At 63.9% G+C, this 23854-nt stretch carries 21 protein-coding genes and 1 pseudogene; 3 read left to right on the top strand and 19 right to left on the bottom strand.

Annotation, left to right across the window (positions count from 1 at the left end):
* Window positions 1–45: 45 nt before the first annotated feature.
* The gene (locus AC1DNG_RS05610; protein WP_476886832.1) at window positions 46–333 is read right to left on the bottom strand and encodes a hypothetical protein; all 288 of its coding nucleotides are present in this window, start codon (window positions 331–333) and stop codon (window positions 46–48) included.
* Window positions 334–654: 321 nt separating this feature from the next.
* Between AC1DNG_RS05610 and AC1DNG_RS05605 the strand changes: the two are divergent.
* The 3 genes and pseudogenes from AC1DNG_RS05605 to AC1DNG_RS05595 form a co-directional block, all read left to right on the top strand.
* Window positions 655–780: pseudogene (locus tag AC1DNG_RS05605) on the top strand (IS110 family transposase); the annotation flags it as partial.
* A 319-nt stretch (window positions 781–1099) separates the two neighbouring features.
* Window positions 1100–2437, top strand: coding sequence for an NADP-specific glutamate dehydrogenase (gene gdhA, locus AC1DNG_RS05600; RefSeq protein ID WP_476886831.1), 1338 nt, complete (start codon window positions 1100–1102; stop codon window positions 2435–2437).
* A gap of 1158 nt (window positions 2438–3595) precedes the next feature.
* Window positions 3596–3973 (top strand): hypothetical protein, encoded by a 378-nt coding sequence (locus AC1DNG_RS05595; RefSeq protein ID WP_028275079.1) that lies wholly within the window; start codon window positions 3596–3598, stop codon window positions 3971–3973.
* 451 nt (window positions 3974–4424) lie between these two features.
* Here the strand turns inward: AC1DNG_RS05595 and AC1DNG_RS05590 are convergent, their stop codons facing one another.
* The 18 genes from AC1DNG_RS05590 to AC1DNG_RS05505 form a co-directional block, all read right to left on the bottom strand.
* Entirely contained in the window at window positions 4425–4679 is a 255-nt protein-coding gene (locus AC1DNG_RS05590; RefSeq protein ID WP_476886830.1) for a hypothetical protein, read from the bottom strand.
* Between the two features lie 372 nt (window positions 4680–5051).
* The gene (gene tcuA / locus AC1DNG_RS05585) at window positions 5052–6545 is read right to left on the bottom strand and encodes an FAD-dependent tricarballylate dehydrogenase TcuA (RefSeq protein ID WP_476886829.1); all 1494 of its coding nucleotides are present in this window, start codon (window positions 6543–6545) and stop codon (window positions 5052–5054) included.
* Window positions 6546–6639: 94 nt separating this feature from the next.
* Window positions 6640–7503, bottom strand: a complete 864-nt coding sequence (locus AC1DNG_RS05580) for an amino acid ABC transporter permease (RefSeq protein WP_476850862.1) — start codon at window positions 7501–7503, stop codon at window positions 6640–6642.
* Window positions 7500–8144: an amino acid ABC transporter permease gene (locus AC1DNG_RS05575; RefSeq protein WP_476850861.1), complete on the bottom strand. Its 645-nt coding sequence runs from the start codon at window positions 8142–8144 to the stop codon at window positions 7500–7502. Before AC1DNG_RS05575 ends, AC1DNG_RS05580 begins: the two co-directional genes overlap by 4 nt.
* A 10-nt stretch (window positions 8145–8154) precedes the next feature.
* Window positions 8155–9024: a glutamate ABC transporter substrate-binding protein gene (locus AC1DNG_RS05570; protein WP_476850860.1), complete on the bottom strand. Its 870-nt coding sequence runs from the start codon at window positions 9022–9024 to the stop codon at window positions 8155–8157.
* A gap of 40 nt (window positions 9025–9064) precedes the next feature.
* Window positions 9065–9814, bottom strand: a complete 750-nt coding sequence (locus tag AC1DNG_RS05565; RefSeq protein WP_476850859.1) for an amino acid ABC transporter ATP-binding protein — start codon at window positions 9812–9814, stop codon at window positions 9065–9067.
* 239 nt (window positions 9815–10053) lie between these two features.
* Window positions 10054–10716 carry a GntR family transcriptional regulator gene (locus tag AC1DNG_RS05560; RefSeq protein ID WP_243178471.1) on the bottom strand — a complete coding sequence of 221 codons (663 nt, stop codon included), beginning with the start codon at window positions 10714–10716 and terminating at the stop codon, window positions 10054–10056.
* Between the two features lie 416 nt (window positions 10717–11132).
* Window positions 11133–11717 (bottom strand): flavin reductase family protein, encoded by a 585-nt coding sequence (locus tag AC1DNG_RS05555; RefSeq protein ID WP_476886828.1) that lies wholly within the window; start codon window positions 11715–11717, stop codon window positions 11133–11135.
* A gap of 38 nt (window positions 11718–11755) precedes the next feature.
* The gene (locus AC1DNG_RS05550; RefSeq protein ID WP_476858157.1) at window positions 11756–12529 is read right to left on the bottom strand and encodes a 1,6-dihydroxycyclohexa-2,4-diene-1-carboxylate dehydrogenase; all 774 of its coding nucleotides are present in this window, start codon (window positions 12527–12529) and stop codon (window positions 11756–11758) included.
* 73 nt (window positions 12530–12602) lie between these two features.
* Window positions 12603–13970 carry an MFS transporter gene (locus AC1DNG_RS05545; protein WP_476886827.1) on the bottom strand — a complete coding sequence of 456 codons (1368 nt, stop codon included), beginning with the start codon at window positions 13968–13970 and terminating at the stop codon, window positions 12603–12605.
* 162 nt (window positions 13971–14132) lie between these two features.
* Window positions 14133–14981 carry a catechol 1,2-dioxygenase gene (gene catA / locus AC1DNG_RS05540; protein WP_476850855.1) on the bottom strand — a complete coding sequence of 283 codons (849 nt, stop codon included), beginning with the start codon at window positions 14979–14981 and terminating at the stop codon, window positions 14133–14135.
* Window positions 14982–15174: 193 nt separating this feature from the next.
* Window positions 15175–15453, bottom strand: a complete 279-nt coding sequence (gene catC / locus AC1DNG_RS05535; RefSeq protein ID WP_476886826.1) for a muconolactone Delta-isomerase — start codon at window positions 15451–15453, stop codon at window positions 15175–15177.
* A gap of 69 nt (window positions 15454–15522) precedes the next feature.
* Window positions 15523–16623 (bottom strand): mandelate racemase/muconate lactonizing enzyme family protein, encoded by a 1101-nt coding sequence (locus tag AC1DNG_RS05530; protein WP_476886825.1) that lies wholly within the window; start codon window positions 16621–16623, stop codon window positions 15523–15525.
* A complete protein-coding gene (locus AC1DNG_RS05525) occupies window positions 16613–17596 on the bottom strand; it encodes a LysR substrate-binding domain-containing protein (RefSeq protein WP_476850852.1) in 984 nt (327 codons plus the stop codon). Before AC1DNG_RS05525 ends, AC1DNG_RS05530 begins: the two co-directional genes overlap by 11 nt.
* Before the next feature lie 783 nt (window positions 17597–18379).
* Window positions 18380–19453, bottom strand: a complete 1074-nt coding sequence (locus AC1DNG_RS05520) for a serine hydrolase domain-containing protein (RefSeq protein WP_476886824.1) — start codon at window positions 19451–19453, stop codon at window positions 18380–18382.
* Window positions 19454–19761: 308 nt separating this feature from the next.
* Window positions 19762–20328, bottom strand: coding sequence for a recombinase family protein (locus AC1DNG_RS05515; RefSeq protein ID WP_476850849.1), 567 nt, complete (start codon window positions 20326–20328; stop codon window positions 19762–19764).
* 541 nt (window positions 20329–20869) lie between these two features.
* Entirely contained in the window at window positions 20870–21160 is a 291-nt protein-coding gene (locus AC1DNG_RS05510; RefSeq protein WP_476850848.1) for a hypothetical protein, read from the bottom strand.
* Window positions 21161–21785: 625 nt separating this feature from the next.
* A complete protein-coding gene (locus tag AC1DNG_RS05505; protein ID WP_476850847.1) occupies window positions 21786–23813 on the bottom strand; it encodes an outer membrane protein assembly factor BamB family protein in 2028 nt (675 codons plus the stop codon).
* Window positions 23814–23854: the final 41 nt, after the last annotated feature.

Raw genomic sequence — 23854 nt, 5'->3', positions numbered from 1 at the left:
TTGCTCCCTTGCAGGTCGTGGATGCGTTCCGAACAATGGGGCGGGCTACTCCGATTCGTCGCCAACTACTGTACCTCCGGCGACCATGGCCATCTCCCCGTGCCGGTGCGGCACGTCGGGCTCTTCGGTATGAGTGCCCACGACGTGGCGCTTGATGCGTGGGATGAGCAGCCCGAGGATGCCAGCGAGAAGCATGACCCCGGCGAGAAGGAGGAACCCGTTCGTGTACCCGGATTCGGCGGGGAGCCCTGCGGGGTCCGCGCCGGCGGCCACGATGCTGGCCATGATGGCGGCCCCAAGGGAGCCACCGATGGTGCGGATGTTGGCATTCATACCACTGGCGACGCCGGTCTGCTCGCGGGGAACGGCGTTGACGATGCAAAATTGGCCTAGCGAGACAAATTGGTCATACGCGGGCCAGTACTCCCGACAGGAGTGCATGGAAAGATACGTTGCGACCGCCGGGCTGATTCACGGTATCAAAAAGTCCGGGGTTTTCCTCAGGAAGTAGTAGAGGGCCAGCATTCTTTGGAATGCTGGCCCTCTACTTTGCAAACATCCTGCTGCTTACGCCTTCGAGCATGCCACATCGGCTGCCCCTAGTTTTCTGCAGCGAGTCACGGACCTGAACGCCCGCCTGCGCTGAAGTGCTGCCCCGCCTCCCGGGCCTATTACGACCGCAAACGTACCGAAGGGAATGCCCAAAACCAGGCCATGCTCTCCCCGGCCCGGCGCCGACTCAACGTCCTCTGGGCCATGCTCAAGGATGGGACCTTACACCCCTGTGCCGGTCCCGGCAGCAGGGTCTGCTGCCTGACTCTTCCCAAGCAGCAGACTCTAATGCGCGGAATATCGGCTGCGACCTGTTCCTTCTGGCGCACCGGCCTTGGATAGCAACAATCTCTCGAGGACGACGAACGGCAGGACCCCGCTCCGCCGGGTTGACGGGGTAATGCATGGAGCCCACGAAGGTTCAGCCATTCGCGTCATACGGGCTGCCTGTCAGTGCTTCATTTAGAATTCCCGCGAGGCGCAGTGCAACCATGGAAAGGCTTGTTTGTTGCGCCCGCTGAGGGGCGCCAGAGTTTAGGGAGTTGCAGTGGACGCACGGCTTGAAGTCATCCGGGACACGGTGCTGGCACGGAATCCCGGCGAAATGGAGTTCCACCAGGCAGTCATCGAGGTCTTTGAAAGTCTCGGACCGGTGCACGACCGCCACCCGGAGTTCCTTGAAGGAGCTGTCCTCGAGCGGCTCTGCGAGCCCGAACGGCAGATCATCTTCCGCGTGCCGTGGACGGACGACGCCGGCAGCTTCCAGATCAACCGCGGCTTCCGGGTGGAGTTCAATTCGGCGCTGGGCCCCTATAAGGGTGGCCTGCGATTCCACCCCTCGGTAAACCTTGGAATCATTAAGTTCCTTGGCTTCGAGCAGATCTTCAAGAATGCCCTGACCGGCATGCCGATCGGCGGCGGCAAGGGCGGCTCCGATTTCGACCCCCGCGGACGCTCGGACGCAGAAATCATGCGCTTCTGCCAGTCCTTCATGACAGAGCTGTACCGCCACATCGGCCAGTACACGGACGTCCCGGCCGGGGACATCGGCGTCGGCGGCCGCGAAATCGGCTTCCTCTTCGGACAGTACAAGCGGATCACCAACCGCTACGAATCCGGCGTCCTCACCGGCAAAGGTATCTCCTGGGGCGGTTCGCTGGTGCGGCCCGAAGCTACGGGCTACGGCGCCGTGATCTTTACCGAAGAGATGCTTAAGACCCGCGGCCAGTCTTTCGACGGCCAGCGCGTGGTGGTCTCCGGCTCCGGCAATGTCGCCATCAACGCGATCGCCAAGGCCCAGGTGCTCGGCGCCACCGTTGTGGCCTGCTCCGATTCCTCCGGCTATGTCGTGGACGAGGCCGGGATCGACGTCGCGCTGCTGCGCCAGATCAAGGAGGTCGAGCGCGGACGGCTCAAGGACTACGAAGCCCGGCGCTCCGCAGTCTCCTACGTGGAGGGCGGCTCCGTCTGGGACATCGACGCGACCGTCGCGCTGCCGTGCGCCACGCAGAACGAGCTCGACGGCGACGCCGCTGCCCGGCTGGTCCGCAACGGCCTGCTGGCGGTGGGGGAGGGGGCCAATATGCCCTCGACGCGGGACGCCGTCGCGGTCTTCCAGGAAGCCGGCATCCTGTTCGGCCCGGGCAAGGCCGCCAACGCGGGAGGCGTGGCCACGTCGGCGCTGGAAATGCAGCAGAACGCCAGCCGCGACTCCTGGTCCTTTGCGCACACCGAGGAACGGCTCACGGAGATCGTGGTCGGGATCCACGACCGCTGCGCGGCCACCGCGGACGAGTACGGGGACCCGGGTAACTACGTGCTGGGCGCGAACATCGGCGGCTTCGTGAAGGTAGCCGACGCGATGCTCGCCCAGGGCCTCATCTAGTTTGCAGGGCAGAATATTGCGGCCTACCGATGTCATCTGATTCCAAACGCCATTAACGGGTCTTCTGTCCACCGCGGCAGAGGGCGCCTGATGCTGCGGCTGGCCGGAACTCCGTTCCGGACGGCTGCTGGCGCAGAATACAGAACAGCTGCACCCGGATTGGGGAGCGGGCGCATTCCCTTGAACTGGGCAATTTGGCGTGTGTACATTGTGCACACTTTGGGCTGCGGATCGGGTCGTACTGGTGCCGGACTGGCCCGGATTGCGCATGTTTCGGGGACTTCCCAGTGTTTGCAAGGGAGGGAATGCAGTTCGAGTCCCACCTCGGGCACGTGTTTTCCCTGTGCAGGGGCTTGTTGGGCCTCTGAATGTGTACAAATCTCCTTTATGGACCCCCTGCGGGGGCCCATTTTTGTTGGTGGCGGCTGGTCTGGCGGCTCCTCCTCTTGCCTTGGACAGCGGTGTTGCTGCTTACTCCTTCATGGCCGGGAGCGCTTGGAACTGCATGACCTGCTGCGACTTCGGGATCAAAAACTCTATGGTCATCCCTGTCGGCAGCCAGAACTCCTGGGAAATTTTCGTTGTGTCCTCGGCAATGTTCTCGAGCAGCGGGCAGGAGCCGGGCCAACCTATCGCGTTTGGTGACGACAAGGGGCGTCGCCGGCTCGAACAGCCGCCACGGCTTTCGCTTGGTCCTGGCCGTTTCTTTTTCCTGTCGGTCAGCCATTGTCGAAATAGATCGGGCCCCCTGGGGACACCCAGCCAAAAAGCGCATTGCGTGGCGCTGTCAGGTCCTGTTCGTTGGTGGAGATCCGGGCGTAGCCCGATGATCTGCGCGGGCAGGGGTGCAACTGTCGCGATTGTCCAACCTGAGCGGGACAGTTTCGCGGGCGGGGCATGCGCGAATCCAAGTTTCCAGTATCTGTATCTGATTTCTCGCAGCGCCAGTGCGGGCGGACGGTGTCGCGGTGGGGGATCGTCTAACGGGCGGTTCGCAAACCTGGAGCCGGCCCACCAATGTCATTTTCCGAAGTCGTCTGCACGGAACGTCACGAGTCCTCTGCACTACAGGAACAGCTCATCTGGGGCGGGGCGGGTCGAGCAAGGATCCAGCGGGCCCGCAGCCAAGTGTTTCGGGTGCATGCCACAATGAGGCCCATGACTCGAATCCTCATGATCGGCATCCACGCGCGAGCCCTCGACTATAGCAAGCTGCCTCCTGGCCTCGACGAGGCCACGATGACCGAACGGATCGAAGCGGGGTTCGGGGCCACTACGGCCGCCGGCTTCGACGCCGTCAACTGCCTGATCGGCACCTCCCCGGACGAGGCCGAAGCAGAGATTCGCTCGGCGTTCGGTCGTGATCGTTTCGGCCTCGTGATGATCGGGGGCGGCATCAGGATGATCCCGGAGTACACCGAGCTCTTCGAGCGGATCATCAACGTGTGCAATGCGGAATCGCCCGGAATCACCTTCTGCTTCAACACATCGCCCGAGACGACTCTGGACGCGTTGGAGCGTCACGCCCAGCCGTGACCGTCTGCGACGCGATCCGGTGCGTCGACTAGCCTCGGCGTTTCGTGTCGGCGGTCATGAGATGCGCCTCTGCTCACGTGCGGCTGCGATGTATTGGGAATAGGTGCTCGCCTTACGGGCACTGTTGCGACACGGACCGACCAAAAAACGCGGCCACAGAGCGACCAACTCCACAGCTCATGCCACACGATAGCGCGCATAAGGAGCCAAAGGGGTGGTCCCGCCGTTCTCAATAACGATCAATTACTGAGACAGCGTGGTCTTTCAGCCATGGGCTTCGAAAGTTGTCATTTTCAGCAGTCGAGGCACGGAATGTCAGAAGTCCTCTGCACTCTGAACTGGTCATCGTGACGTTAGCCGAATGTCTGGTGGCCCGGTTCCATGATCCGGTTCAGCTGTTGTCGGGCCGCGCGTTGCAGCACCAGCACGGTCCTCGGATGAAGCTGTTCCGTCAGTTGGCTGCGCTGCGGTGGCTTCGGTAGATTCTTAGCCCGTCACTCTGGAGAAAGATGGCGCGTTCGTTGCCGCCCGCGAGATGGAGCCAAAGCACGTTGCCGTCAGCTGCCAGCATGTCGATGCGCCCGGTAGCGATGACTTCCCCGTGTTGGTGGATTTGCACGTAGTCGGCCCGTGAGAGCTTGGACCAGTTGGCAACGGGGGCGGGTTTCCGGTTTTCTGTATGAGATCCGGACGATCGGGGCGTCATGGGTTGTCCTTGGGTTGGGGCGACTGCGGTGCCGGAATCGTTTGAGCGTCGGGGGAGGTCGCAGGGCGGCGTTTCCGCCACCCTGCCTCCTCCTTATGGGCTCTCTTCCCACGCCCGACTATCGGGCTGCCTGTTGCGATGGAGTGCGGGAAGAGCGCCCATCTGTGCCGGACAATGGGCCGGCAGTCGGTGGTGATGGTCCGCTCGGGAGACCCGTTTTGCTCGCGAACATCAGGGCAAATCTCCCGGGGGAGGTTTCGCCGTCAAGAGCCGGCTCTCCCTCAGTCCCGGTCACTGCGACGAGCGTCGGAGCGAGTGAAGCCGGCGGTGGCCCGCCCGGGTTTTTGAGGAGAAGTGCAGTGGATCCGTGCCCTACGCCAGGACGCCCGCCCGCCGCCCAAAGACGCACCCGGCAGCAAGTCCGGTGCCCCCCGGGTAGTTGACGCTGAATAGTCCGCCGAGCATTTCACCTGCCACGAACAGGCCTTCGATGTGCTTGCCCTCTGCGTCCAGGACGCGGCCGTGGGTGTCGGACTTGATGCCACCGAAGGTGAACGTGATTCCGCAGGTGACGCCGTAGGCGTAGAAGGGTCCGGTTTCGATCGGGGCGGCCCAGTTGCTCTTGACCGGTTCGGTGGCGGCCTTCCGGCCATCCTTGACGTTGGGGTCGAACGGGGTGGAGCGCTCGATCGAGCTGTTGAAGTCCGTCACGGTTTTGGACAAGCTTTCCGGGTCTATGCCGATTTTGACGGCCAGGTCCTCGAGGGTGTCGGCGACCTCGACAGAGATGCCGGGCATCTCGTATTCTTCGCTGCGCAGCATGGGCCGAAGGCCGGCGTCGAAGATCTGGTACGCAACCGAGCCGGGCTGTTTGAGGATTTCCTTGCCGTACTTGGCGTACGTGTAGTTCCGGAAGTCGGCACCCTCGTCCAGGAAACGCTTGCCGTCGGTGTTGACGATGATTCCAAACGGGTAGCTTTGCCGGGTGAGGCGGTTGGTGAGTTCGCGGTTGCTTTCGTTAGTGGCGGTAAAGGCATCCCACTGGACGCTGTGGCAGCTGCCCCAGTCTCCGCCCTTGGTGGCGCCGATCTCCAACGCTGCGGCGATCATGTCGCCGGTGTTGTAGGGAGTGCCGCGTACCTTGGCGTTTTCCCAGCCTTCGCCCAAGTACTCCCGCCGCCGCTTCGGGTCCGCCTCGAAGCCTCCGGCGGCGAGGATCACGGATTCTGCCCTCAGGCGCAGCTCCCCTTCAGCGGTGTTGACGACGACGCCGGCTACACGGCCGTTCTCAACGATGAGGCTTTGGGCCGCGTGGCCGTACCTGACTTCGATGCCCAGCTCTGCAGCGACCCGGGTGTGGTCTTCGATCAGGCCTTCGCCGCCGCCCACGTTTCCCACGTGCAGGCCGCCCCAGAAGAGGTAGGACCCGTCGGCACGCTCGAAGGCCTGACGCTCGTACATCAGGCGGTACTTCAGGCCCAGGCTGTTGAGCCACCGAAGGGTGGACTGGCTCTCGGCAATGAGGACTTCCGTCAGTGCCGGGTCGTTGCGGCCTTCGGTGACCTTTTCCAGGTCAGACGCGTATTCCTCAGCGCTGTAGGGCGGAACGACGGTCCGGCTGTGCCGTTCGTCCGGTTCCACGAGCTCTTGGAGGTCATCCAGGCCGTTGTGGACGATGCGTGTGGCGCCGGCGGTGTAGAAGCTGTTGCCGCCGGCCATGTCTTTGGTGCCCTTTTCGAGCAGGATGACTTTTCGTCCGCGGACGGCAGCGGCGTGGGCCGCCGTGAATCCGGCATTTCCGCCGCCGACGACGATCACGTCGGCCTTGGTGAGGTTTCCCGCTGCAGGTTCGTTCTGATCAGCCATTGTTTTCTGTCTCCTTCATGTTGAATTCTTGGGTATTCGACTGTATACACAGTTAGATAGGGGTGATTTGGGGGTAGGAGCGCGTCCGGGGGTGTTAGCGGTGGGCCGGTACGGGGGCTGGCTCTGCCGCTGTCACGGGGAGCGGTTCATGGGCGGCGAGGCGGTTTTGGCGGCGCTCCAGGGCCACGGCGAGGGCGCCGAGGGCGATGTTGACGACCAGGAATCCCAGGGCGGCAACAAACTGGGCCTGCAGCAGGGACCGGGTGTAGTACTGGCCGATGACGGTGGCGGACCTCAGGAGTTCCATGTAGCCGCCGAGCACAAAGGCCAGCGCTGTTCCCTTGAAGAGGATGATGAGCTGGCTCACGAGGGCAGGACTCATGGACCGCAGGGCCTGCGGGAGCAGGACCAGGCGCAGCGTCCCGACGTGGGAGAAACCCAGTGCGAGGGAGGCCTCGGCCTGACCGGGCGGCAGCGCGAGGATCCCGGAGCGCAGCAGGTCACCGATGACGGCCCCGCTGTACAGGGTCAGCGCGATGACCAGGAACCAGAAGTCCCCGAGTTTGAGGCCGTAGTTGGGCAGCACCAGGGACGTGAAGTAGAGCAGTAGGAGCAGGGGGATGCTGCTGAAGACGTCCGTGTAGACCCGGCAGGTCCGGCGCAGAGGTGCGTGTGTGGAGACGAGTCCGAAGGCCAGGAGGCATCCGGTGATCATGGACAGCACCATGCCGACGGCTGCGGCCGCAATGTTGTTCCACAGCCCCTGGCCGAGAAGCGCCCAGAGTCCGGGCTCGGCGAACGGGGCCCACGCCGCGGCGCTCAGCTCGCCTTTGTCGTAGAGGACGCGGAAGACCAGATAGGCGCCGGCGATCACGATGAGGGCGGTGAGGATTTCCAGGAGCAGGTGGCGGCGTTTGGCGCGCGGACCGGCCGGGTCAAAAAGCGATACGGTACTCATCGGCTGAACGCCACCTTCTGATCGACTGCGGATACGAGCCGGCCGATGACCAGCCCGATGGCGAGGTAGCAGAGGGCGGCCCCGCCGAAGATAATGAACGGTTGTGCCTCATCCACCGCGATCTTGTCCGAAAGGAACGTCAGTTCGGATACCCCCACCAGGGCAGCGACCGAGGTGTTCTTGACCATGGTGATGAAGACGTTGCCAAGCGGTCTGGTCACCGTGGCGAAGGCCTGCGGGAGGACGATGTGATTCAGTGAGGCCATCGGCCCGAAGCCCAGGGCGCGTCCGGCTTCCAGCTCGCCGCGGTCCACGGTGTTCAGGCCCGCGCGCAGGGTTTCGGCTACGAACGGCGCGGTGTAGAGCACCAGGACGATGGCGGCCGAGGCGTAGAGCGAGTACTGGATGCCCAGGACCGGCAGTCCGAAGACAAACAGCACCATCTGCACGGGAAGCGGCACGTTCCGGAAAATCAGCACGTAGGCCGAGGAAACACCCCGGGCCGTCCTGATGGGGCTCGTCCGCAGTGCGGCGAGCAGTGTCCCCAGGAGCACCGAACCGGCGGCCCCCAGGAGAACGAGTCCCAGAGTCACCATCACGCCCTGGCCAAAATCGCCGAGGTGATTGAGAAGGAATGACATCAGCGGATCCCTACAGCGTTACTTTGGGCGGGGTAACATCGCCGGGCTTGACCTGGCCGATCGTGGCGTCGTAGGCCTTCTTCCAGTCCCCGTCCGCGATGGCCTTGGTCAGGAGCTGATCGAGGTAGTCATGAAATGCTGCATCGTCCTTGGCCACGCCGATGGCAAATTCCTCGGCATCGGCCAAATGGCCGTCCGCGATGCGGTAGGCATCCGGATTCTGGGACTGGACACCGAGCAGGATTGCCTCGGTCGTGGTCACCGCGTCGACCCTCTTATCCTTCAGTGCCTGCGCGCATTCACTGTAGGTGCTGAACAGGACCACGTTGGCCGCGGGCACGGCCGCACCGATGAGCTGGGCCGCGCGGGCGCCGGTGGTGGAACACACGGTCTTTCCCTGGAGGTCCTCGGGTTTGTTCACTGAGCTGTCGTCCTTGCGTACCAGCAGGGCCACGTTGCTCTCAAGGTAGGGTCCGGCGAAACTGACGACTTTCTTCCGTTCGTCCGTCACTGCGTAGGAGGCGATCACGGCGTCGACCTTGTTCTGCTGCAGGAACGCCTCACGGTTTTTGGTGACCGCCTCAACGAACTCGACATTCTCTGCACTGCCGGTGAGGTCCTTGGCCAGGATTCTGGCCATCTCAATGTCCAGGCCTTCCATCTTGCCGGTGACCGGATTCTTCACGCCAAAGAGCGGCTGGTCGAATTTGACCCCGACGATCACTTTGCCGCGTTTCTGGATCTTGTCCATCGTGCTGTTGGCCGGGAAGCTCCGGGCCGGTTGGGTCTCGGCGGCCGGGGTGCTGCCGCCGCAGGCTGTGGTGCCCAGGACCAATGCGCCGGCGATGGCCAGGGCCGGCAGGAAGTGCTCGCGTTTCATGGTGACTCCTTAGGGTGGGTGCGTCGTTGCACAGGTGCTGTTAATGGACCGAGGAGAGGAAGGCTTTGGCCCGGTCCGAGGAAGGGGAGGTGAAAAACGTTTCAGGGTCGGCAATTTCCACGATGGCGCCGGAGGCCATGAACACGATCCGGTCCGCGAAGGCCCGCGCGAACGACATCTCGTGGGTCACGACGATCATCGTCGTGCCGCTCTGCGCGAGGCTCCGCATGGTCGCCAGAACCTCGCGGGTGGATTCCGGATCGAGCGCCGACGTCGGTTCATCAAAGAGCAGGACCTTGGGATCCATGGCCAGTGCGCGGGCGATGGCCGCGCGCTGCTTCTGGCCTCCGGAGAGCTGGGCAGGCCTGCTGTGTGCCTTGTCGGCGATGCCGACCATGGCGAGCAGTTCGTGGGCCCGCGTCTCTGCCGCCTGTTTGGCCAGGCCGAGAATTTTCCGTGGGGCGAGGGTGATGTTCTCCAGGATGGTCTTGTGGGAGAAGAGGTTGAAGGACTGAAAGACCATCCCCACCTCGGTACGGAACTTGTACAGATCCCTGCCCTCCACCGGCTGTTCGTGGCCGTCGATGAGAATGTGGCCCTCGTCGATCGCTTCGAGCCGGTTGATGCACCGGCACAGCGTCGATTTGCCCGACCCTGACGGGCCCAGGATGACGACCACCTCGCCACGGCGCACCGACAAATCAATGCCGGTCAGGGCCTGCATGCTGCCAAAGCGCTTGCCGACTCCGCGGAACTCAACGACGGTGTCCGTCTCCGTGATGGCTGTCATGATCTATCTCCTTTGATGGAATACGACTGTATACAGTGAAGTACAGTGTGGCATGGTGACCGCAATCACGGCAAGTCATTACGAGTCTTCGATGGGTGCGAACGCTTCGCCACCGCCGCGGCAGTTACCAACGGCAGCGGTGGGCGCAACCGTGGCAGCACCGGGCTGATGCCCGGGAGAAGGCAGAAAAGCTGGCGCTTCGGGGCCCGGAGAGCTAGCCGGAGAGCCTGGCGGTGATCTTAGTGGGAGGCCGATTTCCGCAGCAGGTCGAGCCTGATCCGACGGGCTGTCTCCATGTGTTCGCGTGCGGTGTTCCGCGCAGCAGTTTCGTCGCCGGCGGTGATGGCCGCGACCAGCTTCGAATGCTCGGCCAGGGCCTCGTCCCAACGCTCTCCCACAGACAGAGTCGAGTGCGGCGTGCGGATCAAGTGGGTGGACAGCCGCTGCAGGAGATCCTGGAGCACGGGATTGTGCGCAGCCGCCCAGACGGCAGCGTGGAACTCCAGGTTCGTCGACGCCCGGGTGTTGTCATCCGGCTCCGAAAGTGCGCGGTCACGTTCCACCAGGCCTTCGAGCTGCATAATGTCAGTGATGTCGTGGGACAGGGCCGCCTGCCCGGCCGCCTCCTGTTCCAAAAGAATCCGCACGTCATAGACCTGGATGACTTCCTGGGGTGTTGCCTGATGGACCTGCAGTCCACGGGCGCCGCGGTCCAGAAGACGGTCGTGCTGGAGGCGGCGAAGAGCCTCGCGCACCGGCGTGCGGGAGACACCGAAGCGTTCCCCCAAGGTAACTTCCCGCAAGGGAGTGGCGGGAGCAATTGCACCGGCCAGGATTTCAGAGCGCAGCTGGGCGTAGATAGAATCCCCGTCGTGCCGCATCGTTTCAGAACCAGGTGACACAACTTTCCTTCCACAGTGGCGACTCGGAAGGGAGGCTTACGCCGCCACTCGGTCCCGCCAGTTCGCAGGCCCGAAGCCATCGCCCGGACACCCATAGTATTTCAGTGGATACGCAAGTGTCCAAGATGTGTTGTCCTTTCCATCCGGACGGTGCATGAGTCGGAGTTGTTCGGCCGCCGCCGGCCTAGTTCTTCGCCAGCAACTTTTGCCATCCGGGCGGACCTCGCCCGTCGGTGATACGTGCCGGTAAAGGGTCTGGCGGGTGATGCCGAGTTCGGTGCAGAGATCGCCGACTTTGGTTCCGGGCTTGCCCAGGGAGGCCGTGGCGAGCCTGAGTTTGGCCGAGGTCATTTACTCGGGAGACTGAGTCGCATAGCCCGACATGTAGATCGCTGCGCCCTGCAGGGCCGGTCAGATTAGACAGGTGTCCGGTCGTGAAGCGGCCTGAAGGAACTGGAGCCGGCGAACCAGTCCGATTCGGGAGCATCGCCGGAGTTATCCCGCCGGGCACCCACGATCCTTCCTCCTGGATTGTGGAACTCGCCGCCGAACAACACGAGGGGCTCCCGCTTGGTGACGTCCAGTGTGATGACCTCGCCGACGACGATGATATGGTCGCCGCCGTCGTAGATATTCCACGGCCGGCACTTAAGCGTCGCGGCGTTCCCCATCAGCACCGGGACGTTGCCGTCCAGCGTCCATTCCGGTTCCGCGTCAAGGACTTTGCCAGCGAAGTGCAGGGCCACATCCTTTTGTTCTACCGACAGGATGTTGATAGCGAACGGCGCAGCTTCCAGATACCGGGCGCCGCGCGAGGACCGGGTCAGTGTGACCTGGGCAAGCGGCGGGTCGAGGGATACCGCGGTGAAGGCGCTGACGGTGGCGCCGTGCGGAACGCCGTCGTCCGTCCGGGTGGTGACCACCGTGACACCGGTGGCGAACGTGCCAAAGGCGTGGCGCAATTCTCGTTCTTCAATGCATCCCATGACTTCCTGAGTCATCGACTTCTCCTTTCTGCTGTTGTTCAGGCCGCGCTGAATTACCCAAGGTCCCCGCCGCCCACCGGCAGCACCGCGCCAGTGATGTAGCTGGCGTCGTCAGAGGCCATGAACAAGATCGGAGCTGCCTGCTCTTCCAGCGTGCCGTACCGCTTGAAGAGGGTGCTTTCGGTGGTCTGTTCCACGATCTGCTGGTACCACGTCTCTTCCTGGGCGGACTGCGCGTTCGGGTTGCGCGGGACCTTCCGCGGCGGAGCTTCGGTGCCGCCGGGCGCGGTGGCCACTACCCGGATGCCCTTCGGAGCGGCTTCGAACGCCAGCGACGCGGTCAGAGCGTTGACCCCACCCTTGGACGACGCGTATGGAACGCGATTGATGCTTCGGGTGGCTATCGAGGAGACGTTCACGATGACCCCGGCCGTCCGTTCGACCATGTGCGGCAGCACTGCGCGGCAGCACCACAGCGTGGGGAAGAGGGAGCGCCGTACTTCGGCCTCGATCTCGTCCTCCTCGTAGTGCTCGTAGGGCTTGGTCCAGATCGTACCGCCGACGTTGTTGATCAGGATGTCGATGCGTCCGAACTCTGCCACGGCGTAGGCCATCAGCTTCACGGCGCCCGCATAAGTTTCCAGATCGCAAAGGAAGTATCGTGCGGGTGCATCACTGGCCGTCAGCTCAGCACACACTTCAATGACCAGCTCGGACCGGTCCGCCAGCACTAGGGTGCCTCCCTCGGCCGCAATCTTACGGGCGACGACGGCACCAATCCCTTGGGCAGCGCCGGTCACCACAACAACCTTGTCGGTAAAACGCATTGCTGTGCGTCCTCTCTTATTGGGATTTTTCAGCCGTTGAGGCCAGTTCGATACCTGCGTAGCTGCCCCCGCGTCAGCTGATGGCTTCACGTTCCCGTGGCGCCGGCTCCGTCGAAGCAATCTCGGCTTTAACTGTCGAGCTTCGCACCATCAGGGTGGCCAGTCCGGCCAGAACCAGGGGTACCGCGAGTGCCATGAAGTAGCCGGAGACGCCCAGTCCCGTGAGAATGAGCCCGCCGAGGGCGGAGCCCACGATGGAACCGAGGCGGCCAATTCCGATGCCCCAGCCGGTAGCCGTGGCACGAAGTTGAGTGGGGTAGGCGTTGGCGATCAGGTAGTTCAGGGCCAACTGCTGGCCGCCAATGCCGAAGCCGGCCAGCCCGATAAGCACGAAGACCAGCGCAAAGTTGGAGCCGGCCAGGCCCAGGCCCAGCGCGATGACGATCCCCGCCGCAAACATGACCAGCAGCAATTTTCTGGGGTTGACCTTGGGCAGGATGATGGACAGAGGGATGGCGAAGAGGATAAAGGCGCCGTTGACGGTCACGGTTCCCATCGCGGCCTGCGAGCCGGCCAGCCCCAACATCTTGAGCGCGGTTGGCATCCAGAGCAGCAGCAGGAACCACGCGATCCAATTGAGCAGGTAGGTGGCGAAGACCGCGATGGTGACCATCCGGTACTTAGCGGAGAAAAGTGCGGCGACGGAGCTGCGCTCCTGCATTTTGTCGTTGGTTGCGAGCACGGCGTCCGGGCTGACTGGGCTCCCGGAAATTGAGGCCATGATCTGACGCGCCTGTGCGTCGGCTGCGGAGGTGCCCTTGGCCGCCAGGAAGATCGGCGATTCGGAGAGAATCTTGCTGCAGACCAAAACCATGGCAAGTGGCAGCACGCCGCCGGCTAGGAAGATGCCACGCCAGCCCATCACTGGCAGCCATGCCGCCGCCATAAGCCCACCGAGTAGCGCGCCACCGGGCAGGCCAAGCAACACCAATGTCATGAACGTGCCGCGGCGCGATTTGGGACTGTACTCGGCGGTCAGTGCCAGCAGCGCCGGGGTGGCCCCGCCCATGCCGAGGCCAATGAGGAAGCGCAGAATGACTATCTGCTCCAGGGATTGAGCAAAAGCACCGGCAAGGGAGAACACACCAAAAAGGGCCAGTGCGAGCAGGATGGTCTTCTTCCGACCGATCCTGTCCCCGAAGGTGCCAAGGGACATTGCGCCCACGCACATGCCAACGGTGCTGGCGGTGATCACCCAGGTCATGTCAGTGGCCTGCAGGCCGAAGTCTTCGGCGATTGCCGGTCCGATGAATGCAATCGACTGGGTGTCGAATCCGTCCAGCAGTGCGATCACGAAACAGAGGACGACGATGGACCATCGTTTGATTCCCATGGGCGTGTTGTCGATAACGTCCTGGACGTTATAGGCGAGTTTAGTCACCGGTAACTCACTTTCGTGTGATGTTCTGACCCGACTGATCCGGGGGCCGGGCGGCTGCGGCCACTTCATTTTGGGCACGCGGCATTACGGCGGGTGGTGGGGATGATATTGGGGTTGGGCCCGGGGCCGGGCGGTTCCGGCCCCGGCGCCGAAAAGGGGGGCTTAGCCCCGGGGATCGAGCACGAAGTTATAGGTGACTTCGCGGCCCTTGCCGTCGGCGCGCTCGGTGGGGGCCAGGACGAGTTCGGGCTTTACGGCCGAGGCGATGTCGTCGGCGACGTGCTCGTCGCCTTCGAAGTAGAGCTGGGTGGTGATGAGCTCGTGCTTCGGGGCCGAAACCTTCAGGTGCAGGTGGGCCGGCCGCCAGGCGTGCCAGCCGGCCGCGGCGATGAGGGCACCGCAGGCACCGTCGGTGGGGATCTGGTACGGCGCGGGCTGCATGGTGTTGATCTGGAAGTTGCCCTGAGCGTCGGCGATGATGGAGCCGCGGAGGTTCCATTCGGGCAGCCCGGGGGCGAACTGGGAGTAGAAACCGAGGTCATCGGCGTGCCACAGTTCGATCAGTGCTCCGGCGAGCGGCTGGCCGGCGACGTTGGTGACCTGGCCCTGGAACAGCAGCGGTGTGCCGGGTTCGTCGTCGCGCATCGGCAGGGTGGCCGGGGTGTTGAGCGTGGGGGCGTTCGGGATGTAGTACGGTCCCTCGATGCTGCCCTTGGAACCGTGGCGGCTGGAGTTGGCGACCTCCTCGACGGAGTGCTCCACCCATACGTCCAGGAACAGCGGCCACTCCCCGTCCTCGCCGACCTGGATGAGCCAGGCCTTGAAAGCGTTGTATTCGTCGTAGGTGACCTTCTCGTCCAGGACGGTGTCGTTGATCGCCTTGATGACGCGGCCGGCAAGCGTGCTGACCCGCTCCTGGCTGGTGCCGGCGGCGAGGTGCTTGTTCTCCCGGAAGCGGGCGGTTGCCCCTGCGCCCGAGGAAGCTGCTGTGGCTTCGGTTTCCATTGTCATGGTGACTCCCTTGTCAAAAAAGAACGATGGTAAAAACGGTCGGCGGTTCCGGACTGGCAAATTTCGCTCAGTGCCGTGCCGCACATCACAACCGGTGTTGATTCAACGGTAGGCCCGTAATTGATCGAGGGGAAATACCTATTTCCGGCCCATTGAAAGCTTTTGGATATGAATGTTCGAGCGAGGGGCCGGGCTATTCCACAGCGGACGGGTGCATGGCCAGCGGCGTCACCTTGATGTCCATGTAGGGGAAGAGCGGCAGTCCGGAGAGCAGGGTGTGCAACTCGTCGTTGTCCGCGACGTCGAACACCGAGTAGTTGGAGTATTCGCCCACGACCCGCCACAAATGCGCCCAGCGTCCGTCGCGCTGCAGCTGCTGGGAATACTCCCGCTCTTCCGCCTTGATGGCGTCGGCGTGTTCCTTGGGCGTGTCCAGCGGAATATTGACGTCCATGCGGACCAGGTACAGCATGTGGTTCTCCTTGCGGGGTGGGGAGCGGTATGCGGGCGTTCTGAGGGCAGGATGCGGGGCCGGGCCGGCCTAGTCCTGTCGGTATTTCTGCAGCTTGTCGGCGTCGATGGCCGCGCCGACGCCGGGGACCTCGCGGACCCGGATGGCGCCGTCGTTGATTTCGAGCGGCTCCGCGAGCAGGTCGTCCGTCATGTCCAGGTAGTTGGAGAGCTCCCCGGCCCGCCGGGAGCTGGCCTCGAACGCCGCACCAAAGGTGACCGTGGCGAGGCTGCCGATCTGGGTGTCGATCTGGTTGCCCATCGTGACGTCCACGCCGAGGCCCACGCAGAGGCCGAGGATCTGCTGGGCTTCGGTGAAACCGCTGCGCGCAGTCTTAATGCAGATCGCGGTGCTGCCGCCGGAAAGCAATTCGCGGGAGACATCGCCCAGGGTGGGGACGCTTTCGTCGCCCACGATCGGGATGCTCGAGCTCTGCACCAGCCGGCGCCGGCCCATCGCCTCGCCGGCATCGCACGGCTCCTCCAGCATGGAAAGGCCCAGGCCCTCGGTCCTGCGCAGGACCTCCATGGCCTCGTTCGCCGTCCAGCCACGGTTGGCGTCGAGGTAGATCTCGGCGTCCTCGCCAAGGCCCTCCCGCAAAACATGGCAGGCCTCGACGTCGAGGGAGAGGGGCCGCCGCCCGGTCTTGAGCTTGAAGGTGTTGATGCCGTACTTTTCACGGAACCGCAGCGCTTCTTCCAGAAGCTCGGCGGCGGGCTTGAAGCCCAACATGTGCGAGACCCGCATGCTGTCGGTGAAGCCGCCCAGCAGTTTGTGCACCGGGGTGCCCAGCGAGATCCCGATGACATCCCAGAGGGCGATGTCCAGGGCCCCCTTGGCCGTGGGGTTGTTGACCGTGCGCCGGAGCAGCTGCTGGACCTTGGAGCGGTCCAGCGGGTCCAGCCCGATGAGTTGCGGGGCAAAGACCTTGGTCACCACCGAGACGATCGAATCCTGGGTTTCGCCGTAGGTGTAGGGCCGCGGCGGGGTGTCCGCGATACCGCAGATGCCGGTGTCCGTGTAGATCCGGACCAGCACGTGTTCCGCGGAAGTCACCTCGCCGCTGGCGAACTTCAGCGGCCGCGCGTAAGGAACGGCGTAGGGAATGGCCTCAATGCGGTCAATTTTCACGGGGTGGTTCCTTTGTTGCGGATGCGGGTTGTGACTGTGGCAGGGACTGGGCCGGCGACTCCGCGGGGCGAAGCGGGGGCTGTTGCTGGCCAGGGCCCGATGTGGGAGGTAAATCGAAGAGCTGCAGGAAGCTGCGCAGCAGGGGTGTCTCAGCGTCGCGGATCCAGGCAACGGCGAGGTCGACCGGCGGCGGGTTATGCAACGGACGGAAGACGACACCCTGAAAGGAAAACATCCGGGAAGTCATCGGCACTAGGGCGATCCCCATCCCTGCCGCGACGAGCGAGAGCAGGGTGGAGGTTTCCCTGGCCTCCTGGACGAGCCGCGGCTGGAACCCGGCTTTGCGGCAGGCATCCACGACGATGCTGCTGACCGCGGAGTAGCTCGGATAACCGACGAAGTCCTGGCCGGCGAGCTCCGCCAGTTCCAGGGTGCCCTTTTCCGCCATCGGCGAATCCGCCGGGAGTGCCGCGACCAGCTGGTCCTGTTCGAGCAGTTTGAGGGCCACAGTTCCGGAGCGGACTGGGGGTCGGAGGACGGCGACGTCGAGCCTTCCGTCCTCGAGTGCGGACTCCATCTGCGGCGTCAGCATTTCGCCCTGAACGGTGATGCGGAGCCCGGGAAAAGTGCGTCGGGCGGCCTGGACGATGCTGGGCATCAGCCGGTAGGTGGCTGTTCCGGTGAAGCCGACGCGGAGGACGCCAGTGGCACCTGCGCCGACCTGCCGGACGTCCTCCTCCAGAGCTTCCAGTTCCTGCATCAGCAGCCGTCCTCGATCCAACAGGACCTGTCCGGCTGGGGTGAGATCCACCTTGCGCGTAGTGCGCAGCAGCAAGGGTGTGCCGAGCTGTTCCTCCAGCTGCCGGATCTGTTGGGACAATGGCGGCTGGGCCATGTGCAGCCGCTGGGCTGCGCGGCCGAAGTGACGTTCCTCGGCCACTGCAATGAAGTACTTGAGGTGGCGCGTCTCCATAAGAAGCTCCCGGGCAGCTCGAAGCAGGCGATATGCCGTACTCCGACCAGCTTAGGAGGGCGGATTAGTTAGGGGAAATACCTATTTCAGAGCTATTGGGACGTTTCGCATACCAATCTCCGCCTGTGGGCGGCCGGGGCGCGGACAGGCAGGCCAGCGGCAAGGAGGGTTACATTGTTCGAAAGGCAAGCTGGCCAAGATGTCGGCCCAGCCGAAGTGCCTGAAGTCATAGCCGCCCGGCGATGGCGCGGTGACGACCCGGTAGATGAAGTCTGCAAGGAAGATCACGCTGAAAACGGCGTTCATCACCGTGTTCACGGTGTCGCGCGATTTGCCCCCTTGTTGCCTCACATGAAAACCTCCGAGCGACAGCTGTCACGCGGGCAGCAACCATAACCCACGCTCCGGGCACCGCTTCGGCTGGTGACCGCACTCACCGACCCACTGTTGAAATCAGGCGGACTGGTACTTGGACCAACGTGGACGGGATCGCGGTTTGCGTGGATCGTGACTCAACTCGGAGAGGGTCATGCTCAGGACCCTGTTGTGTAAGTTGAACATGCGCCATGATTGGCACCTGGAGTTCACCGAGGATGGCGGCCGCTACAAGCGCTGCAGGCGTTGCGGTAAGGACGACGACCGTGGCGGTGGCGGGACCGGCGCGGGTGGCGCTTGGGCTGGCATTGCCGGGATGGGATAAGCCCGCAAGCCAGGCGGTCTCCGGCCAAGGCCGCCGGGTTCACAACGGGAGGGGCTCCACCCGGGCCCGGCTCCCCGATCTGTTCACTGGCAGAGGCGGTCGAGGGTTTCCTGGGCGGCCTGTTCCATCTGCGTCTGGAGCAGGTCGACGCGGCGTGCAGTTGCAGGGTCCTGCCAAGGCCGCGGCGGCATTGTCATGGTCATCGTGACCTGGCTGCCGCCGTCGGCGCTCGTGATGGAAATACTGAGGTAGCCGAATCCGCCCCCTGGGTGGCCGTAGCGGAAGTCGCCGGAACACGCGTCAGGATACCGCCCCAGGCCGAGCCCGTAGTCCGCGAAGCCGGCCTTCTTCTTCATTTCCTCAAGCATGGCGGGCGAAAGGAGCTGGCCGCGCAGGAGGGCCCGGTAGAAGTTGTTGACGTCCTGCGTGGTGGAGATGACGCCGGCTGCGGGGGAGCCGACCCAAACCTCGGGCTGGGTGAGATCGACCCGTTCGCCGCCCTCAAGGATGTAGGCGTGGATGTTGTCCGGAGCCTGGCGGTCCGGTTCGGCCAGCGACGTGTGCTGAAGTCCCAGAGGGCCGAAGATGTCTTCATTGAGCACGTCGGCAACGGGCCGTCCGCGCAGCTTTTCGATCAGCTGGCCGAGAGCCATGTAATTGGAGCTCGAGTAAGAAAAGCGGTCCACGTTCTTGGACTCCCAGGGGAGCGTGGCGGCCAGTTCGAGTGCCCGCTGCATGCTGAGCCGTGTGTTCGCAACCTGCTTCAGTGGTCCCGCAGAGTATTCGGAATCCACGTAATCGGGCATGCCGGAGTTATGGTTCAGCAACTGGCGCACGGTGATCAGTCCGGGCGGCCGCAGCGTGGTCCGGAAACTCTCCAGGACACCGTTCACCGGATCATCGAGCCCGATAAGTCCCTGGTCGACGAGTTTCAAGACTGAGACGGCGACCATCGACTTCGTAATGCTGGCCACGGATACCCGGTCCTGGGGCCGGGCCGGGTCCTTGCTGTCCAGGTTTCGCACCCCGTAGGCCTTGGACCATTCGCCGCCCGGCCATCTCACCTGCACAACCAAGGACGTCGCCCCGCCCTCCATGAAGTGCCGGACCCGGCCTTCCAGAGAATCCGTCGCGGCCTGGATCGCTTCCTGGGTCACTGCCTGGGTCGCGAAGACGCTCGATGGAGCCGGCCCGGGAGGGGCCCCCACGCAGCCGCTCACAGGGAGAACCAAAGCCGCGGAGATAACTGCGGCACCGAGCGGACAAGAACGCGTCCGCCACCGAGCAGCCAGGGCACCCATGACATCGTTGTACGCTCAAATCTGTCCAGTGGATAGGCCGGGCCCGTAAAGTCCCGCCGCACAGCCCGCCGACTAGTGGAAAGAGCAATCTCCTCCCGCCTGGAGCGGCAGGGGAGTCTCGACGCCCGATGACCACGAAACTCAGCACCCAGCGCCGATCGCCGCTAAGGATTCCACAAAAGGAACGGCGAACCGCCCACTCCAAGCTGTGATTTAACCGCCACTCCCAACGAATAGTTACAGACTTTGGCACAGGCGTTTGAGCTGCTACTTTGATGCGCGCCTGGGTCTCGATAAAGCGTCCCGCATCGGTATGGCGGGGGAGTGGCTGATGGGGGCCCGAGGCGGCGTTCGTTGGTTGTCGCCGTGGGTTGCCAGCTGCCGCGGTAGCAGGTTGGCTCCGTCCGGGCGAGCTCACCCGTGCGGGAGACAGGGCGGTGGATGGTCTGGCGGGTGATGCCGAGTTCGGTGCAGAGTTCGCTGACTTTGGTTTCGGGTTTGCCCATTGACGCCATCGCGAGGAGGAGCTTGGATGGGGTCATCTTGTAGGGGCGGCCGCCGCGGGCCCGCGCGGAGGCCAGTCCTGTGATGGTTCGTTCTGAGATGAGTTCGCGTTCGAACTCGGCCAGGCCCGCGAAGATCCCGAAGACCAGCTTCCCGGAAGCGGTCGTGGTGTCGATGGCTGCTCCCTGGCCGGTGAGGACCTTCAGTCCGCGGCTCCCTGCCGTCATAACGGCCATCGCCCGCCCAGATGAGCTCCTCGCCGTCGATCACGCACCCGGGCGGGACCTGCTCCGCAAGGGCAGCAGCCAGGTCAGGGCACCACAGGGTCAGGTCTTTGCCCTGACAGGGCACAGCGTCACGCCCGTCTCCGCGACCACTGCCGATACCCGAAAGCCGTCCCCGCTTGGGCTCGTACCAGGAGCCGCGGGAAGCACGTCCGGGCCGGGGACTCGGTTCACGGGTTTGGCCATGCTCAGGGAAGGCACGCGAAGGTCCGCCGGCCGGAGCTCTGACATGGCGGGCCGGGGAGATCAGTAGGGGCTCGAGAAGACCGGGGCCTGGGCGGCGCCCCGAGTGTCAGTGTCGCGTACCGCTGTCGCCGTCACGGCATCGGGGTCCGAGAAGACCACACGATGGGTTTGAGCGGTCACGGTTTCGTCTGTCGCGTGAAAGGCCGGCGCTTCGGTGGTCGTCGTCATAGCCATCATTTGTACGGCATGACCGGCCGAAGGTGCCAGTCGACGCGCCTGTCCGCGGGCCGCTGAGGTTCTACGTCCGCGGCATGAGGGTGAAGAACGACTTCGGATCGTCCGAGCCGAGAAGGTCGCGGTGGAAGGAGATGGCATCGACCGGGAAGGAGTTCACGAACAGGACGGCCACTGTCGCGGAATGCACGACGGTGTACCGGGTCACTGATTCGAGCCATGACATCAGTCCGGTGTAGTCCTCAACGAGGAGTCCGTCGCCCAGGAGGCCGCGTTTCGCGAGTAACTCCTCGACTGCGTGCCACTCCCAATCCATGAGCTCATTGATCGCTGCTTCCACTGTTGGAGTGCTCATATCTCGATGGTGGCACCGGCTATCGACAATCAGAGGAACTTGCGCCGCGCGTGTCGTCATGCCGGCCGATCCATGCCTCAGCCCTGCTGCCTTTTGGTCCTTCGGCGGTCTTCCCGGGACGACCCGACGGGCCACTGGTGCGACCACATTGACTGCTGGGACGTCGTCCAGACCGGCTTTGTGTAGGCGGATTGCCCGCCGGTGGGATTCGATGCACTTTGGGCTTAGGACTGGGTCGTACCGGTGCCGGATCAGGCCGGATTCCGTATGTTTCCGCGGGGGAGCGAATGCGGTTCGAGTCCCACCTCGGGCACGTTTTCCCACGTCAGAGGCTTGTTGGCCTCTGAGTGTGTGCAAATCTCCTTGGTGCAACTGTCGCGTTTGTCCCACCTGATCGGGACAGTTTTGCGGGCCGGGTAGAGGCGAATCCAAGAATCCAGTGGCTGTATGGGATTTCTCGCGGCGGGGGAGCGAGCGGACGATGTCACGATGGGATACCGGCATGCGGGACCGGGCGAGTGGTTTTGCTTAGGGTCCCCGACGAAGGCCGCGCAGTCGCGGGCGAAGTACGACGAGACGGCGGCGCCCAGTCAGGGTGCCGCCGTCGGCGCTTGTTCTCCGGACGTCAGGGCCTTGGATGGTCATCGATCTGGACGAGGTTCCGGCCACGCAGAGTGTAGAGGTAGCCATTTTCGTCGTTCGTGATGTGGGATCCGCTGTACCAGCCGCCGTCGGTCTCCGGAAGCACGGTTGCCACCTCGAACGTCTTCGGGTCGAAGCGGAACACGGTGGTGTCCGACACGCCGTAGACCACGCCTCGGTTGGTCACCATGGCAGCGAAGCCGAAGGACACGGAGCTGATGTCCGCCTGGTGCACCAGTTGCCGCTTTGGGAGGTCGATGACGAAGATGCCGCCTTTGCGGGTCAGCCCGTAGAGGTTCCGTCCCTGGACGGCGAGGGCGGAAATGCCCGCTCCCATCTGTGGTTCGATCCTCCAGAGTTCCTTGCCCGCTACCGGATCGAAGGCCACAATCGTGCCCGGACCGTCCAGTGTGGGGAGACCGCCTCCGAGGTAGGCCACGCCGTCGCGGGTGGCTACAGCGCGCAGGAGCTGGCGGTTGTCGATCGGGTTGGTGAAGCACTGCTTCGTTCCGGTGCGGGGATCGTAGGTCCAGAACGACCCGCCGCCCTCGGTGTCGGCCTGCGCGGCGACCAGTACGAGTTTGTTGACCTCGTCCCAGCAGACGTCCAGCGGACGGTTCTGCGCGGAGGGAAAGCTGGCGGCCTGGTGGACAGGCTGGCCGCTGCGTGGATCGTACTCCCAGATACCCTGTGAGCTGTACTGGCCGGTGAACAAGACACCGTCCACAATCACGGCGTCCTTGGCCTCACCAGGGGCGTTCAAGTTGACGACTTCGCCGTTCTTCAGCGAGTGGCGGGCGATCACGCCGTTGCCTCCGGCGTAGACAAATCCCGAACCGGCGGCCAGGCCCATCGCCGTCTGGGCGGTGGCGGACGCGCCGGCCTGCCCAAGGTCAGTGACGGCCACGCTTCCCGTGCCGGGGTCGATCTCGGCCACGAAGCCGTAGCCCGAGGTGACCAGGAGCTTGTCGTTCCGGGCGTCCACGCCCCAGATTTCGCCGAGGGGCGGGCCGTTCAGCGCCAACTGCGAGATCGAGTTCGATTCCACGGAGTACACGCACAGGCCAGACTCGTTGGCGAAGTACACCTGGTCGCCGATACTTGCGAAGTTCTTGACCGTCTTGCCGATCGACGTCGCCACGGAATAAGAAGAGGGGTTGTCCAGCGCCATGAGGGCAACCTTCGACTGTTCGGTCGAAGCGGCAGAACTTACCAGAAGCTTGTCTCCGACGATGGCCAGGTCCCGGATACTGGGATCCGCTTGCATCTCCGAGGGGGTGACCAGCTGAAAGGTTTGGGTGGCGCGGCTGTACGCCCAGAGGCAGGCCCGGCCCGCACTGCCGCCGCCGCCAAGGGTGCTGCCGGCGCCGAAGAAAACCGTGGTATCGGTGGCCGCAACCGCCCGCGCCAGCGTAGCGCCCGTATCGGGGATCCCCAGACTGACGACCTGGCCGGTGGCAGGGTTGTACTCCCACAAAGCCGGCTTGGTGGGACTCCCGCCGCCAACCGCGTACAGGCGTCCGTTTGGTGCCACGCTGAGGTCGCGCACGTCGCGGTCACCGATGCGGCCGATCGGCGTTGCCTTCGTCGACAGGGTGGCCAGGTCCCAGCGGTAAAGGTTGGGCTGCGCTCCACCGGAATTTTGGAGGACACCGGCATACAGGTAGCGGCCCGTGGAATCGGCCGCCAGGGCCTGAATGCTGTAGCCGGTGGCCAGCACTGTCTCGCCGACTACCGTGCCCGTGGGCACGTGGAAGGCGACGATGCGGACGGGGTCGAGGTTGCGGGAACCGATGTAGACAATGTCGCCGACCAGAATCGAACTCATCAGCGAGAACTGGACTACCGCCGGTCCCAAATCGACGATTTCGGTGGTGCCGTGCCCGCCGCGCTGGGCGGACGGGTCCGTGGCCACTGCCGGTCCGGACGCGGACAGGCCCAGTGCGGCCGCGAGACCGGCTGCGCCGCCTGCCTGGAGGACGGCCCGCCTGCTGATGTTGGAAATCTGCATTGAACTTCCTTTGTTCTGAATGGGAGGTGAAAGCTGTTGCA

This window comes from Arthrobacter sp. 01T425 (assembly GCF_056398725.1).
This window is presented reverse-complemented; position numbering and strand designations above follow the sequence as displayed.

What these genes read in the sequence shown, in the direction of transcription:
- AC1DNG_RS05610 (WP_476886832.1), bottom strand. Translation starts at nt 333, where the DNA reads ATGAATGCCAACATCCGCACCATCGGTGGCTCCCTTGGGGCCGCCATC.
- AC1DNG_RS05595 (WP_028275079.1), top strand. Translation starts at nt 3,596, where the DNA reads ATGACTCGAATCCTCATGATCGGCATCCACGCGCGAGCCCTCGACTAT.
- AC1DNG_RS05590 (WP_476886830.1), bottom strand. Translation starts at nt 4,679, where the DNA reads ATGACGCCCCGATCGTCCGGATCTCATACAGAAAACCGGAAACCCGCC.
- tcuA (WP_476886829.1), bottom strand. Translation starts at nt 6,545, where the DNA reads ATGGCTGATCAGAACGAACCTGCAGCGGGAAACCTCACCAAGGCCGAC.
- AC1DNG_RS05580 (WP_476850862.1), bottom strand. Translation starts at nt 7,503, where the DNA reads ATGAGTACCGTATCGCTTTTTGACCCGGCCGGTCCGCGCGCCAAACGC.
- AC1DNG_RS05575 (WP_476850861.1), bottom strand. Translation starts at nt 8,144, where the DNA reads ATGTCATTCCTTCTCAATCACCTCGGCGATTTTGGCCAGGGCGTGATG.
- AC1DNG_RS05570 (WP_476850860.1), bottom strand. Translation starts at nt 9,024, where the DNA reads ATGAAACGCGAGCACTTCCTGCCGGCCCTGGCCATCGCCGGCGCATTG.
- AC1DNG_RS05565 (WP_476850859.1), bottom strand. Translation starts at nt 9,814, where the DNA reads ATGACAGCCATCACGGAGACGGACACCGTCGTTGAGTTCCGCGGAGTC.
- AC1DNG_RS05555 (WP_476886828.1), bottom strand. Translation starts at nt 11,717, where the DNA reads ATGACTCAGGAAGTCATGGGATGCATTGAAGAACGAGAATTGCGCCAC.
- AC1DNG_RS05550 (WP_476858157.1), bottom strand. Translation starts at nt 12,529, where the DNA reads ATGCGTTTTACCGACAAGGTTGTTGTGGTGACCGGCGCTGCCCAAGGG.
- catA (WP_476850855.1), bottom strand. Translation starts at nt 14,981, where the DNA reads ATGACAATGGAAACCGAAGCCACAGCAGCTTCCTCGGGCGCAGGGGCA.
- catC (WP_476886826.1), bottom strand. Translation starts at nt 15,453, where the DNA reads ATGCTGTACCTGGTCCGCATGGACGTCAATATTCCGCTGGACACGCCC.
- AC1DNG_RS05525 (WP_476850852.1), bottom strand. Translation starts at nt 17,596, where the DNA reads ATGGAGACGCGCCACCTCAAGTACTTCATTGCAGTGGCCGAGGAACGT.
- AC1DNG_RS05515 (WP_476850849.1), bottom strand. Translation starts at nt 20,328, where the DNA reads ATGACGGCAGGGAGCCGCGGACTGAAGGTCCTCACCGGCCAGGGAGCA.
- AC1DNG_RS05510 (WP_476850848.1), bottom strand. Translation starts at nt 21,160, where the DNA reads ATGAGCACTCCAACAGTGGAAGCAGCGATCAATGAGCTCATGGATTGG.
- AC1DNG_RS05505 (WP_476850847.1), bottom strand. Translation starts at nt 23,813, where the DNA reads ATGCAGATTTCCAACATCAGCAGGCGGGCCGTCCTCCAGGCAGGCGGC.